This is a genomic window from Sphingomonas sp. MMS24-J45 (assembly GCF_044881195.1).
Taxonomy (GTDB): domain Bacteria; phylum Pseudomonadota; class Alphaproteobacteria; order Sphingomonadales; family Sphingomonadaceae; genus Sphingomonas.
The window spans coordinates 2481229-2494377 of record NZ_CP173255.1 but is presented as its reverse complement, the minus strand read 5'-3'; the positions used below and the strand labels follow the sequence as shown (position 1 = coordinate 2494377).

The 13149-nt window shown below is 64.5% G+C and carries 11 protein-coding genes; 6 read left to right on the top strand and 5 right to left on the bottom strand.

Annotated features, from left to right (window positions below; all coding sequences use genetic code 11):
- Positions 1 to 77 precede the first annotated feature (77 nt).
- Positions 78 to 338 carry a GlsB/YeaQ/YmgE family stress response membrane protein gene (locus tag AB5I39_RS12095; protein ID WP_404367084.1) on the bottom strand — a complete coding sequence of 87 codons (261 nt, stop codon included), beginning with the start codon at positions 336 to 338 and terminating at the stop codon, positions 78 to 80.
- Positions 339 to 652: 314 nt separating this feature from the next.
- Here AB5I39_RS12095 and AB5I39_RS12090 point away from each other — a divergent pair, with 314 nt between their 5' ends.
- The 3 genes from AB5I39_RS12090 to AB5I39_RS12080 are packed head-to-tail and all read left to right on the top strand — an operon-like array spanning position 653 to position 6332.
- Positions 653 to 1840, top strand: a complete 1188-nt coding sequence (locus AB5I39_RS12090) for an efflux RND transporter periplasmic adaptor subunit (RefSeq protein WP_404374131.1) — start codon at positions 653 to 655, stop codon at positions 1838 to 1840.
- Positions 1841 to 1847: 7 nt separating this feature from the next.
- Positions 1848 to 5006: an efflux RND transporter permease subunit gene (locus AB5I39_RS12085; protein WP_404367081.1), complete on the top strand. Its 3159-nt coding sequence runs from the start codon at positions 1848 to 1850 to the stop codon at positions 5004 to 5006.
- 54 nt (positions 5007 to 5060) lie between these two features.
- Positions 5061 to 6332, top strand: a complete 1272-nt coding sequence (locus tag AB5I39_RS12080) for a DUF445 domain-containing protein (protein ID WP_404367078.1) — start codon at positions 5061 to 5063, stop codon at positions 6330 to 6332.
- On the opposite strand, the gene AB5I39_RS12075 is transcribed toward AB5I39_RS12080, so the two are convergent.
- The 4 genes from AB5I39_RS12075 to AB5I39_RS12060 form a co-directional block, all read right to left on the bottom strand.
- Entirely contained in the window at positions 6329 to 7075 is a 747-nt protein-coding gene (locus tag AB5I39_RS12075) for an energy transducer TonB (protein ID WP_404367076.1), read from the bottom strand. The two genes, AB5I39_RS12080 and AB5I39_RS12075, sit on opposite strands and share 4 nt — an antisense overlap.
- Positions 7076 to 7153: 78 nt before the next feature.
- Positions 7154 to 7798 (bottom strand): carbonic anhydrase, encoded by a 645-nt coding sequence (locus AB5I39_RS12070; RefSeq protein WP_404367073.1) that lies wholly within the window; start codon positions 7796 to 7798, stop codon positions 7154 to 7156.
- Complete coding sequence (locus tag AB5I39_RS12065; protein ID WP_404367071.1) at positions 7795 to 9375, bottom strand: SulP family inorganic anion transporter; 1581 nt, start codon at positions 9373 to 9375, stop codon at positions 7795 to 7797. The genes AB5I39_RS12070 and AB5I39_RS12065 overlap by 4 nt, the downstream gene beginning before the upstream one ends.
- Before the next feature lie 154 nt (positions 9376 to 9529).
- Positions 9530 to 10177, bottom strand: a complete 648-nt coding sequence (locus tag AB5I39_RS12060) for an HAD family hydrolase (RefSeq protein WP_404367069.1) — start codon at positions 10175 to 10177, stop codon at positions 9530 to 9532.
- 87 nt (positions 10178 to 10264) lie between these two features.
- On the opposite strand from AB5I39_RS12060, the gene AB5I39_RS12055 reads away from it, so the two are divergent.
- Genes AB5I39_RS12055 through AB5I39_RS12045 form a run of 3 tightly spaced genes read left to right on the top strand, consistent with a single transcriptional unit; the run spans position 10265 to position 13148 of the window.
- Positions 10265 to 11362 (top strand): ABC transporter permease, encoded by a 1098-nt coding sequence (locus tag AB5I39_RS12055; protein ID WP_404367066.1) that lies wholly within the window; start codon positions 10265 to 10267, stop codon positions 11360 to 11362.
- Entirely contained in the window at positions 11362 to 12177 is an 816-nt protein-coding gene (locus AB5I39_RS12050; RefSeq protein ID WP_404367063.1) for an ABC transporter ATP-binding protein, read from the top strand. Before AB5I39_RS12055 ends, AB5I39_RS12050 begins: the two co-directional genes overlap by 1 nt.
- Positions 12177 to 13148, top strand: a complete 972-nt coding sequence (locus tag AB5I39_RS12045) for an MlaD family protein (protein WP_404367060.1) — start codon at positions 12177 to 12179, stop codon at positions 13146 to 13148. The genes AB5I39_RS12050 and AB5I39_RS12045 overlap by 1 nt, the downstream gene beginning before the upstream one ends.
- Position 13149 lies beyond the last annotated feature (1 nt).

Here is a 13149-nt window from a genome sequence, read left to right as displayed (position 1 = left end):
GTTGATACGGTCGATCGACCGCACGGCGGTTCTTGCCAGCAATCGCGGCAACCTGCGATGAACGACGGCGCTGGTCGTCAGCGTACCCGGCGCGACAGCACGTAGCGATAGGCCGCCAGCAGCAGCACCGCGCCCGCCGTCGCGGCGATGTAATTCTCCCACCCGCCTTCGAGCGAAATACCCAGCGCCTGCGCGATGAACCCGGCGAGCAGCGCGCCAGCAATGCCGATCAGGATCGTGACGATGAAGCCGCCCGGATCCTTGCCCGGCATGATCCATTTGCCGAGCACCCCCGCGACCAGGCCGATCAGCAGCCAACCCAGAATCGAACGCTCCATCACGGTTCTCCTTCACGCGTGTGTCGAACAGGCTCCAGCCGCCCCGACGCTCGCTTCCGCACTGGCGAAATGCAACCGCTTTGTTTCGTCCACGTGACGGAATTTCTACTTCGCAACCGAGGTGGAAAGGTCGGAATCGGTAGCTTCTTCTTGCTATCATCTTGCGAACGGACACGAAACACGCCATGCGCCGCGCGCTTGCATCCTGCTACTTGAGCTCGGTGATATATTTCGATAACACAGCGGATATCGGGGTGCACAGCCAATCGTTTCGAACGGGTGGGGTCGGGCCCAGGGGTCGGGAAGTGGGACAGATGAATTACGAGACACGCGCGGTCGGCAATGAGGAAATCCTGGGGCTGCCGGGCGAAGGCGCGCCTAAAGGGCGGCGCTGGGGGCTGATCATCGGGATCGTCGTCGCGGTGCTGGTCGTGGTTCTGCTCGCGTCGCATTTCCTGGGCGGCAAGAAAGCCGACGCACCGAAGGCGGTCGAGCAGCTCCCGCTCGTGTCGGTCGTCATCCCCGGCCGTTCGACCGTGGCCCGCACGATTACCGCGACCGGGTCGCTCGCCGCACGGCGCGAAATGCCGGTCGGTGTCGCCGGCGAAGGCGGGATGATCACGCGCGTGCTGGTCGAACCCGGCCAATGGGTGGCGAAGGGGCAAGTGCTCGCGCTGGTCGATCGTTCGGTGCAGAATCAGACGGCAGCGTCGCTCGAAGCGCAGATCAACGTCGCGCGTTCGGATGCGGCGATCGCGCAATCCGAACTCGATCGTTCGAAGCAATTGGTGGATCGCGGGTTCGTGTCCAAGGCCGATCTCGAGCGCAAGGCCGCGACGCGCGATGCGGCGCTGGCCCGCGTCCGGGTGGCGCAGGCGACGCTCGCCGAGGCGCGCGCGCGCACGAACCGGCTCGACATCCGTGCGCCGTCGGCGGGCCTGGTGCTCACCCGCAGCGTGGAGCCGGGCCAGGTCGTCAGCTCGGGTTCGGGCGTGCTGTTCCGCCTGGCCGAAGGCGGACAGATGGAACTGCGCGCGCAGGTGAGCGAGGCCGATCTGCGCGGGCTGCACGTCGGATCGTCGGCGCAGGTAACGCCGGTCGGCGGTGCCGAATCCTTTGCCGGGCAGGTGTGGCAGGTCTCGCCGGTGATCGACCCGCAGACGCGCCAAGGCATCGCGCGCATCTCGCTGTCGTACAATCCGGCGCTGCGCCCGGGCGGCTTCGCCACCGCGGCGATCGTCGCAGGGTCGACCGACGTGCCGCAATTGCCCAACGCCGCAATCCAGAGCGACGACAAGGGAAATTATGTGTATGTCGTGGGTCCGGACGATAAGGTCGTGCGCCGCGGCGTGAAAGTTGGCGAGGTTTCCGATCGCGGTGTGGCGATCGCCGAAGGATTGAACGGCACCGAAAAGGTCGTTCAGTCGGCAGGCGCTTTCCTCAACGCCGGTCAGAAGGTAAAGCCGACGCTGGTCAAGGCGGACGCCGACATGAAGAGGTAGAGCGGGCATGAATTTCCGGAACATTTCGGCCTGGTCGATCCGTAATCCGGTCCCGTCTATCGTCCTCTTTGTCATGCTGACGCTGGCGGGGATCGTCAGCTTCCGCAATCTCGACGTCAACAATCAGCCCGACATCGATTTTCCGGTGGTGATCGTCTCGATCAGCCAGCCCGGTGCCGCGCCGACGGAACTCGAAACCCAAGTCACGCAGCGCGTCGAGGCGGCGGTGCGATCGCTGCAGGGGATCGACGAAATCGATTCGACCGTGACCGAGGGCAATTCGACCACGGTCGTGCAGCTCAACATCGGTACGCCGATCGATCGCGCGGTCGAGGACGTCCGCTCGGCCGTCTCGCAAATCCGCAGCAATTTGCCCGACGGCATCCTGGAGCCGCAAATCAGCCGCGCCAACACCAGCGGGCAGGATCTGGCGAGCTATGCCGCGATCACCACCGACATGACGGTCGAACAGCTGAGCTGGTACATCGACAACAACGTCGCGAAGGAACTGCTGTCGGTCTCCGGCCTGGCGCAGGTCGATCGCAACGGCGGCGTCGACCGCGAAATCCGCGTCATTCTCGATCCGGCCAAGCTGTCGGCCTATGGCCTGACCGCGTCGCAGGTGAACGCGCAGTTGCGCCAGGTGAACCTCAACGCCGCCGGTGGCCGCGCCGAAATCGGCGGATCGGAACAGTCGGTCCGCGTTCTCGGCAATGCGCAGACCGCCTATGATCTGGGCCAGGTGCAGATCGCCGCAGGCAACGGCCGCACGTTGAAGGTTGCCGATCTCGGCCGCGTGCAGGACCTCTACGCCGAACAGCGCTCGGCCTCGCAATTGAACGGCACGCAGGTGCTGAGCTTCGATTTCCAGCGCGCCAAGGGTGCGTCGGACGTGACCGTTTTCCACGAAGCGGAGAAGAAGCTGGAGGCGCTCGAGAAGCGCAACCCGAAGGTGCATTTCCAGCGCATTTCGGACAGCGTGAAATACACCAAGGCGCAATATGATTCGGCGATGGAAGCGATGGTCGAGGGCGCGGTGCTCGCGGTCGTCATCGTCTTCATCTTCCTGCGCGACTGGCGCTCGACGATCATCTCGGCGCTGGCGATTCCGCTGTCGGCGATCCCGACCTTCTGGGTGATGGATCTGCTCGGCTTCACGCTCAACAACATGACGCTGATGGCGCTGAGCTTGGTGGCGGGCGTGCTGGTCGACGATGCGATCGTGGAGATCGAGAATATCGTGCGGCACATGCGCATGGGCAAATCGGCCTATCAGGCTTCGATCGATGCCGCCGACGAGATTGGGCTTGCCGTGCTCGCCACCACGATGGCGATCGTCGCGGTCTTCCTCCCCGTCGGCCTGATGCCGGGCATTTCGGGCCAGTTCTTCAAGAATTTCGGCCTTACCGTCGTTGCCTCGGTGCTGATGAGCCTTGCCGTCGCCCGCCTGATCACCCCGATGCTCGCGGCGTACTTCCTGAAGGCGCACGGCCAGGCGTCGCACGGCGAAGGCTGGTTGATGGATCGGTACATGAGCGTGCTCAAATGGACGCTGCTGCACCGCTGGTCGGCGGTGGTGGCAGGCGCGGTGGCGTTCGGGCTGACAATCTATCTGTTCATGACGATCCCGGCGACGTTCCAGCCGCTGCGCGATTCGGATTCGAGCACGGTGCAGATCGACATGGTGCCCGGCACCACGCTGGCCGAAACGCAGGTCGTGGTCGACCGTGTCGCCGCCTTCCTGCGCAAGCAACCGCAGGTCGACACCGTCTATGCCCGCACCTTTGTCGGCAATGGTCGCGTCACTGCGAACTTCAAGCCGAAGCACGACCGCACGATGAAAAGCTATGAGTTCGAGCGCAAGCTCGCGCCCGAGCTGCAGGCGATTCCCGACGCACGCGTCTCGTTCCGATCGTCGAGCGGCTGGGGCGGCGGCGGGCGCGCGCTGACGGTCACGCTGGGCGGCGACGATCCCGATTTGCTCGCCAGCACCGGTGCGACGCTCGTTCAGCAGATGTCGACCCTGCCCGATGTCGTCGCCCCGCGCGTCGGTGGCGATTTGAAGCGGCCCGAAATCGTCATCACGCCGCATATGGACCTGGCCGCCAGCATGGGCGTGACCACCGCCGCCATGTCGAGCGCGATCCGGCTCGCGACGCTGGGCGATATCGACCAGAACAGCGCGAAATTCTCGCTGTCGGACCGGCAGATCCCGATCCGCGTCGCGCTGGATCAGGATTCGCGTCAGCGCCTGTCGACGATCCAGAACATCCCGGTTCAGACGACGAGCGGCGGCACGGTTCCGCTTAGCGTGGTCGCCGGGATCGGCTTCGGCGCAGGCCCCACCAAGATCGAACGTGTCGCCCAGCAACGGCAGTTGACGATCGGCGCCGATCTCGCCCCCGGCGTCGTCAGCGGCACGGCGCAGAAGGAAATCCACAACCTGCCGATCATGAAGAACCTGCCGATCGGGGTGAAGGAATTGGTGCTCGGCGAATCGAAGTGGCAAGTCGAGCTGATCCAGAACTTCATCGTCGCGTTGGTGGCCGGCATCGTGCTGCTGTTCGCGGTGCTGGTGCTGCTCTACCGCCGCCTGCTGCCGCCGTTCGTCAACGTGCTGTCGCTGCTGGTGGCACCGCTCGGCGGGTTGATCGGGCTTTGGCTTACCAACACGCCGATCTCGATGCCGGTCTATATCGGCCTGATTATGCTGCTCGGCATTGTCGCCAAGAACTCGATCCTGCTGATCGATTTCGCGCTGGAGGAGATGGAAAAGGGCGTCGAGAAGGTGACCGCCATCATCGACGCCGGGCACAAGCGTGCGCAGCCGATCGTGATGACCACCGTCGCGATGGTCGCTGGCATGATGCCGACCGCGCTCGCGCTGACCGGCGACGGATCGTCGCGCGTGCCGATGGGCATCACCGTGATTGGTGGCCTGATCCTGTCGACCGTGCTGACGCTGGTTATCGTGCCGGCAAGCTTCAGCCTCGCCGTCGGGATCGAAGGTCGGGTCGGGCCGTATCTGCGCCGCAATTTGCTGACCTATCGCCCCGGCGACGATCACGGCCCGCTGATCGAGGGCGGCCCGGTGCCGCCGCGGATCGGCGGCAAGCCCGGGCAGATCGGCTATATCGGCGATGACGAGCCGCAGCCGGCGGAATGACCAATCGGCGGGTTTGCGCTTGAACTATCCGGGCGTTCAGGGATTGGTCGTGCGATGCGCACCTTTCGCCTGACCCGCCCGCCTCGCAGTTTCGAGGCGCCACCCGCTGGATTGGTGCGGATGCGCTGGATCGCGGGCGGGCTGCTGGTGCTGATGGCGGCGACGTTCCTGGTCGCGCGCGCGTTCGACCACATCTATCCGGCACTCGGCTTCGTGCGGGCCTTTGCGGAAGCCGCAATGGTCGGCGGTCTCGCCGATTGGTTCGCGGTAACAGCCTTGTTCCATCATCCACTCGGCCTGCCGATCCCGCACACCGCGATCATCCCGCGCAACAAGGATCGCATCGGCACCACGCTCGCCGCGTTCCTGCGCGACAATTTCCTGATTCCGGGCGTGGTCGCGCGAAGGATGCGGCGGGTGGATGCGGCGGGCGCGGCCGGGCGCTGGCTCGCCAATCCGCCGGGCGGCGACGGGCGGCTGCGACGCGGCGCGGCGGGGCTTGCTGCCCATATGCTGGAGGCGTTCGACCAGCAGCGCCTGGGCGGCATGGTCAAAGCCGGGATCGGGCAGCGATTGCGCGCACTCGACGTGTCGCCACTGCTAGGCCAGGCGCTGACCGCCGCGATCGCCGAGGACCGGCACATGCCGTTGCTCGACGGCATCGTCCGCTGGGGCGGGCGGCTGCTTGCGTCGAACGAGGAATTGATCCGCACGATGGTGCACGAACGATCCGGCGCGATGATGCGCTGGACCGGGCTGGACGAGACGATCGCGACCAAGCTGATCGAGGGACTGAACGGCCTGCTGACCGGGATCGCCGAAGACCCGAACCACCCGTTGCGCGCGAAGGCCGAGGAAGGGCTCGCCGGGCTGGCGCATGATCTGATGCACGATCCCAAGACGCGCGAGCGGGTCGCGGCGGTGAAGGGCGAGATCATCGACAACCCGGCGATGCAGCGCTGGCTCGACGGGCTGTGGGAACAGGCGCGCGGGGGCATGTTGCGGATCGCGCGCAACCCCGATGCCTTGCTCGCCGGGCCGGTGGGCGATGCGCTGCGCCAGCTGGGCACGACGCTGCAGAACGACCCGAAGCTGCGCGCGACGATCAACCGCTTCGTCCGCCGCGCCGTCGTCGGCATGGCGGCGGATTATGGCGACGGCATCGTACGGCTGGTGTCGGAAACGATCCATGGCTGGGACGCCAACACGATCACGCGCCGCCTGGAAAATGCCGTCGGGCGCGACCTGCAATATATCCGAATCAACGGGACGTTGGTCGGCGGGCTGGTCGGGTTGGCGCTGCACACGGTGGACGTGGCGCTTTAGTCGGTCGGGATGTGCCAGTTCATCGAATGTCGCAGATAGCGTAGCTCCGCGGTCGGCGGGGTCTTGGAGAAGTGAAACCGGCCACGGCGAGCGAACACGGCGCAGGTCGCATTGTCGAGCACCGCGGCGCCCGACGATCGAATCGGCCGACAGGTTTCGACCCGCCCGTCGCTGGCAATGCCGAGCAAAACATGGCTGCTCCCCTGCAGCTCCGCGCCGAGCGCCGTGACGGGATAATCGTCGGTTTTCACGGCGATTTCGAATGTGCCGTCCGACGGGCCGAGCCGCGCCGCCTCCGGCGTCGTATCGGGCGGATATTGCAGGTCCATGCCGGTATAGCCTGGCGTAATCGCACCATCGAGGCTCGGCTTCGAGCGGACTCGGGAGGAGCGGAACAGGTATAGCGTGACGAAGCCGCGCTCGAGCGGCTGCGCAAAGCCGGGGTAAAAGGTAAAGCGCGCGGACGCTGTGATCCGATCGCACACCGCTTTCGAAACCACGGCCGTTGACGAAACAAGGGGTTCGCACGCCAGCGGACTGCCGCCCGCCGGCCCGAACCAGACCTTTACCTTGGACAAGGAATTGACCGACGGGTCCGGGGGCATCCGGATCGCCGCGAGACTGGCGAAGTCGAAATCGAACTTACCCGCTTCGGTCAGTTCGACGTTGCTGGGCGTGATTTCAATTTTGGTGTCAGACTGCAGCGCAGCGGCGGAGGCCAGTACCGCAAACAGCACGCGCATCACGATTCTCCCCTCGTCTCGTGGAGAGATTTATGTGCCAGCACTGAAACGGTTTCGCAAACGCCCCCGCCGGATCGCTCAGCTCGCCATCAGCACCTTATCCGGTCGGGCGACCGTGTCGAGGTTGGTGGTCGCGTCGATTTCGAGCAGCGGTTTGATATGGCCGTCGCGAATGTCGTAAACCCAGCCGTGCAGGAACACCTCCTGCTGCCGTGCCCACGCCGCCTGGATCAGCTTGGTGCGGGCAAGCTTCACCAACTGGTCGCGCACGTTGACCTCGACCAGGCGATTGACCTGCGTCTCGTTGTCGGGCTGGCTGCGCACCTCGTCTTCATGCGCGTGCAGCACCGCCCGCGCATTGGCGAGCCAGCCATCGACCGCGCCGTCCGTGCCGCCCGACAGCGTCGCCTGCAGGCCGCCGCAGGCATAATGGCCGCAAACGATGATATGGCGGATCTTCAACACTTCGGTGGCATATTGCAGCACCGACATTAGGTTGAGATCGTCCTCATTCACCAGATTGGCGACGTTGCGGTGGATGAACATGCCGCCCGGGGGCGTCATCGTCATCTGTTCGGGGCTGACGCGGCTGTCGGAACAGCCGATCCACAGGAAGTCAGGCTTCTGCCCCGCCGCCTGACGCGAGAAGAAGTCGGGGTTTTCCTCGACCAGCTCGCTCGCCCAGGCTTTGTTGGCGAGCAGCAATTGCTTGTAATGTCTCATGCGAAGCGCACTCCGTAAGATGGCGCATTGATCATCGGTGCGGTCCGCTCGGCGACATCGCCGCGGACATGGACGTCGATGTTGCGGAAGGCGGCGCCCTTGATGAAGGCGTTGATGATGTCGACATTGTCGAGATCGACATAATTGGTCGACGACAGATCGATCACCAGCACCGCGCCGTCGGGCACTTTGTTAAGCGCCTGCTGCAATTCGTATTTGTGGATGAAGTACAGGTTGCGGCGCGCGCGCAGCAGGCAATCCTCGCCGTCCACCGCGAAGGTGATCGCCGGGCGGAAATTGCGTGCGACGACGAACACGAAGCCGACCGCCAGGCCGATCACGATCCCGATCAGCAGATCGGTGAACAGGATCGCCACGACCGTGACGAGGAACGGAACGAACTGCGTAAAGCCCTGGCGGAAGCGTTCGAGGAACAGCGCCGGGTTGGCGAGCTTATAGCCGGTGTGGATCAGCACCGCCGCCAGCGCCGACAGCGGAATGAGGTTCAGCACCGCCGGGATCAACGCGACCGACAGCAGCAGCCAAAGGCCGTGCATGATCGTCGATGCCTTGGTCTCCGCGCCCGACATCACGTTCGCGGACGAACGCACGATCACCGAGGTGACAGGCAAGCCGCCGATCATGCCCGAGACGATGTTGCCGCTGCCCTGCGCCAGCAATTCCCAATTCTTGTCAGTCGAACGGCGACGCGGATCGATCTCATCGACCGCCTTGACGCTCAACAGCAATTCGAGGCTGGCGACGATCGCGAGCGTGATCGCGGTGGTCCACAGCACGGCGGTGCCGATCTGCGAGAAGTCAGGCAGCGTGAACAGGCCGATAAAGCCGTCGAAGCCCTTTGCGATCGGCACCTGCACCAGATGCTTCGCACCCAGTGCGAGATTCGGCGCAACGGCTGCGAACAGCGTGTTCGCGACGACGCCGAGCAGCACGACAACGAGCGGCCCAGGCAGCAGCTTGAGCGGCCCCTGCTTGGGCTTCATTTTGTCCCACGCGAACAGGAAAGCGATGCAGGCAATGCCGATGATCGCAGCGCCGGGCGTCACGCGCTCCAGCAGGCCGGACCACAAGGACGACAGCGTGTTGCCGCCGTCCGCCTCGATAAAATTCTCGCTGCCTTCGAATTCCTTTTCGTAGCCGAAGGCAAAGGGGATCTGCTTCAGGATCAGGATCAACCCGATCGCGGCCAACATGCCGGTGATGACCGAGGACGGCACGAATTCGCTGAGCACGCCGGCGCGGGAAACGGAAAAGGCAATTTGGATGATACCCGCCAGCACGACCGCGGCGAGGAATACCTGATAGCTCGGCAAGGTCTGAATCGCGTCGAACACGATCACCGTGAGGCCGGCTGCCGGGCCGCTGACCGAGAGCGGCGAACGCGACAGCAGGCCGACGACGATGCCGCCGACGATGCCCGCGATCAGCCCGGAGAAAAGTGGCGCGCCCGAGGCGAGCGCCACGCCGAGACACAGTGGCAAGGCGACGAGCGATACCACGATCGACGAGGGCAGATCGGCCCGCCAGCTAGCCAGGATTGAGGGGGATTTGGTCATGGGACTCCCGCATCGCCAAGGATGCTTTTACGCGTCAGAGGATCTGTCCGCGTGTATGGAGCCCGAAAATCGAGCGCGGAACCCTACAAAATATTACAAATCATTGCCCATATTGTTACGATACCGAAACATTATACCAGGCGTCGCGTCGGCCTTATCGCGCCCAATCGACCACCGCCCAACCGCGTTCCGCCGCGAGCACACGCAACGGGCCATGCGCATTCACCGCGATCCCGACATCGGCCCATTCCAGCGTCGGCGCATCGGAAACGTGATCCGAATAGAAATGAATTGTTGCGTCGCGGCGCGTGATCCCCTGCCCCGCCAGCCACGCCTCGATCATTCGCAATTTGGCCGCGCCGTAGCAATTCTCACCCGAAATCCTCGCGCGGATCGCACCCTTGTCGCGTACCACCCCGGTCGCGATGACCGCGTCGAAGCCAAGCCGCGCGGCGATCGCTTCGGCGTAGAAACCGTAAGACGCGGTGGCGAGGACGATCGTGCATCCCGCGGCGCGGTCGGCGGCGATCTGCGCCCGCGCGCCACTATAGATCCCCGCCGCCGCGACACGGTCGGCAAAGCGCTCCGCCACCGCGTGCGCCGCGGCTTCCGGCAGGGCCGCCCCCAGCAGCAGCCGATGCGTGATTTCCTTCAACCGCGCGCGCCCGATCAGGCCAGCGGCATAGCCAAGCGTCGCCACGCCCGCGATCGGCAGCAACAGCAATCGCCACGGCGCGCGCGACCAGGCCGCGCCGACAAGGAACGAAGTCCATGTCGGTGCGTATGTGATGGTCTTGTCCATATCGTAGATTGATAGATGGTGCATCGCAGCGTCATAGGCCGCACGGCGCTTGCCGATCCACCCCGTTTGAAGCACAGAAGACGATAGATGACCGATATGGCCACCTTCTCGACCGATCGCGACACCGTCCGCTTCACCGGCAGCCTGTCGCTGGCGAAGATCGGTGACTTGCCCGAGCGCCTGCGCGCGTTCGACGGCGCGGTGGCGCGCGTCGATTTGAGCGCGATCGAGCGGATGGATACGGTCGGCGCGTGGCTGATCCACCGCTTCGCCGCCGAACATGACGCCGAAGTGGTCGGCCTCGACAGCGATGGCGAGCATCTGCTGGCGCAAGTGTCCAACGCCGATCAGCCGGTGGCGGTGCGCCCGGCACATGTCGGCAGCTTTACGCGCGTCGTCGGTGAAATCGGCGCTGCGGTCGAACAGACCGGGCGGACGCTTTACGGCCTGCTCGGCTTTCTCGGCGCGACGCTGATCGCCTTCTGGCATGTCGCCACCCATCCAAAGCGCTTCCGCTTCAACGCCGTGGTGCAGCGCTTCGAAGTGGTGGGCGTCAGCGCGCTCGCCATCGTCGGGTTGATGAGCTTCCTGATCGGGATCGTCATCGCACAACAAGGTGCCGTGCAGCTTCAGCAATTCGGGGCGGAATTCCTCACGATCAATCTCGTCGGGCGCATCACGCTGCGCGAGTTGGGCGTGCTGATGACCGCGATCATGGTCGCCGGCCGTTCGGGATCCGCCTTTGCGGCGCAGATCGGCACGATGAAGCTGACCGAGGAAGTCGATGCAATGCGCACGATCGGCGTGTCGCCGATGGAAGCACTGGTGCTGCCGCGCGTGTTGGCGACCGTGATCATGATGCCGTTGCTCGGCATGTATGCCTCGATCGTCACGATCATCGGCGGCGGGCTGTTGTGCTGGATCACGCTCGACATTCCGCCGGTCACCTTCATCCAGCGGCTGCGTGAAGTCGTGCCGATCACCGACCTCTATGTCGGCCTGATCAAGGCGCCCGTATTCGGCCTGATCATTGCAGTGGCAGGGTGTTTCCAGGGCATGTTGGTAGAGGGCGACGCCGAACAGGTCGGCACGCGGACGACGTCTGCCGTGGTGCAGGCAATTTTCCTGGTGATCGTGCTCGACGCCTTCTTCGCCGTCTTCTTCACCTCGATCGGTTGGATCTGATGCGCAGCGACAAGCAAGATGATCCCGTGATCGTCGTGCGCGGCCTGAAAAGCGCGTTCGGCGAACAAGTCGTGCACGAAGGTCTCGACCTGACGGTGCGGCGTGGCGAGATTTTCGGCGTGGTCGGCGGATCCGGCACCGGCAAATCGGTGCTGATGCGATCGATCATCGGCTTGCAAGTGCCGGTTGAAGGCGAGGTCGAAGTCTTTGGGGAATCGACGCTTGGCCGTGAAGAGACCGAGCTGACAGAGGTTACCAAGCGCTGGGGCGTGCTATTCCAGGGCGGGGCGCTGTTCTCCACGCTGACGGTGGCCGAAAACGTGCAAGTCCCGATCCGCGAATTCTATCCCAATCTCGACGGCGCGCTGCTCGACGAGATCGCAGCGTACAAGGTGGTGATGACCGGCCTGCCCGCCGATGCCGGACCGAAATTCCCGGCCGAACTGTCGGGCGGCATGAAAAAGCGTGCCGGGCTAGCCCGCGCGCTCGCGCTCGACCCCGAATTGCTGTTCCTCGACGAACCGACCGCAGGGCTCGATCCGATCGGGGCGGCGGCGTTCGATGAATTGACCGCATCGCTACAAAAGACGCTGGGGCTGACAGTGTTCCTGATCACGCACGATCTCGACACACTTTACGCCATCTGTGACCGCGTCGCGGTGCTGGCGGACAAGAAAGTCATTGCAGTCGGTACGATCGACGAACTGCTCGCGCTGGACCATCCGTGGATCCAGGAATATTTCAAGGGGCCGCGCGGCCGGGCCGCGATCGCCACGGTCGAGCGCAACGAACACGCGCCAGAAGGGGCTGAGTAATGGAAACCCGTTCGAACCACGTGCTGGTCGGCACGGTCGTGTTGATCCTGCTGGCGATGATGCTGCTGTTCCTGGTGTGGATTGCGCGCTGGGGCACCGCGACCGACAAGGAATATGATATCTTCTTCAAACAGTCGGTCGATGGCCTTGCCAAGGGCTCGGCCGTCGCCTTCTCCGGTGTGCCGAAGGGCCAGGTGAAGGAACTGGCGCTGTGGAAGCCCGATCCATCGCTGGTGCGCGTGCGCATTGCGGTGAGCCCCGACACCCCGATCCTGGTCGGCACCACCGCGACGTTGCAGGGCAGCTTCACCGGTACCAGCACGGTGCAGCTTGACGGCGCGATCAAGGGTGCCCCGCCGATCGTCTGCCCGGAGGTCAACCCGCTGGCCGATTGCCCCAATGGCGTGCCGACGATCCCGACCAAGGCCGGTGGCCTCGGCGCGCTGCTGAGCTCCGCGCCGCAATTGCTGGAGCGCATCTCGACGCTGACCGAGCGGTTGTCCGATCTGCTCAACGACAAGAATCAGAAGTCGATCAGCGGCATCCTGGCCAATACCGATCGCCTGACCAAGGCACTGGCCGATCGCGGACCGGACATCGCCGCGACGCTTGCCGAAACGCGCGTTGCGATCCAGAAGGCCGGTGACGCGGCCGAGCAGTTCGGCAAGCTCGCCAACACGACGAACGGCCTGCTGGAAAGCGATGGACGTCCGTTGATGGCGAACCTCAACAAGACCATCGCCAGCGCGCAGCATAGTCTTGCGACGATCGACGCGGCAGTCGACGACGCACGGCCGGGCCTGCAGGCCTTCTCCAAGCAGACGATCCCGGAGGTCGGCCAGCTCGTCCACGATCTGCGCCAGATGTCGCAGGCGCTGACCTCGGTTGCCGAGAAGCTCGACCGCGGCGGCGCATCCTCGCTGATCGGCCAGCCGAAATTGCCCGATTACAAGCCCGGAAAGGGACAGTAAC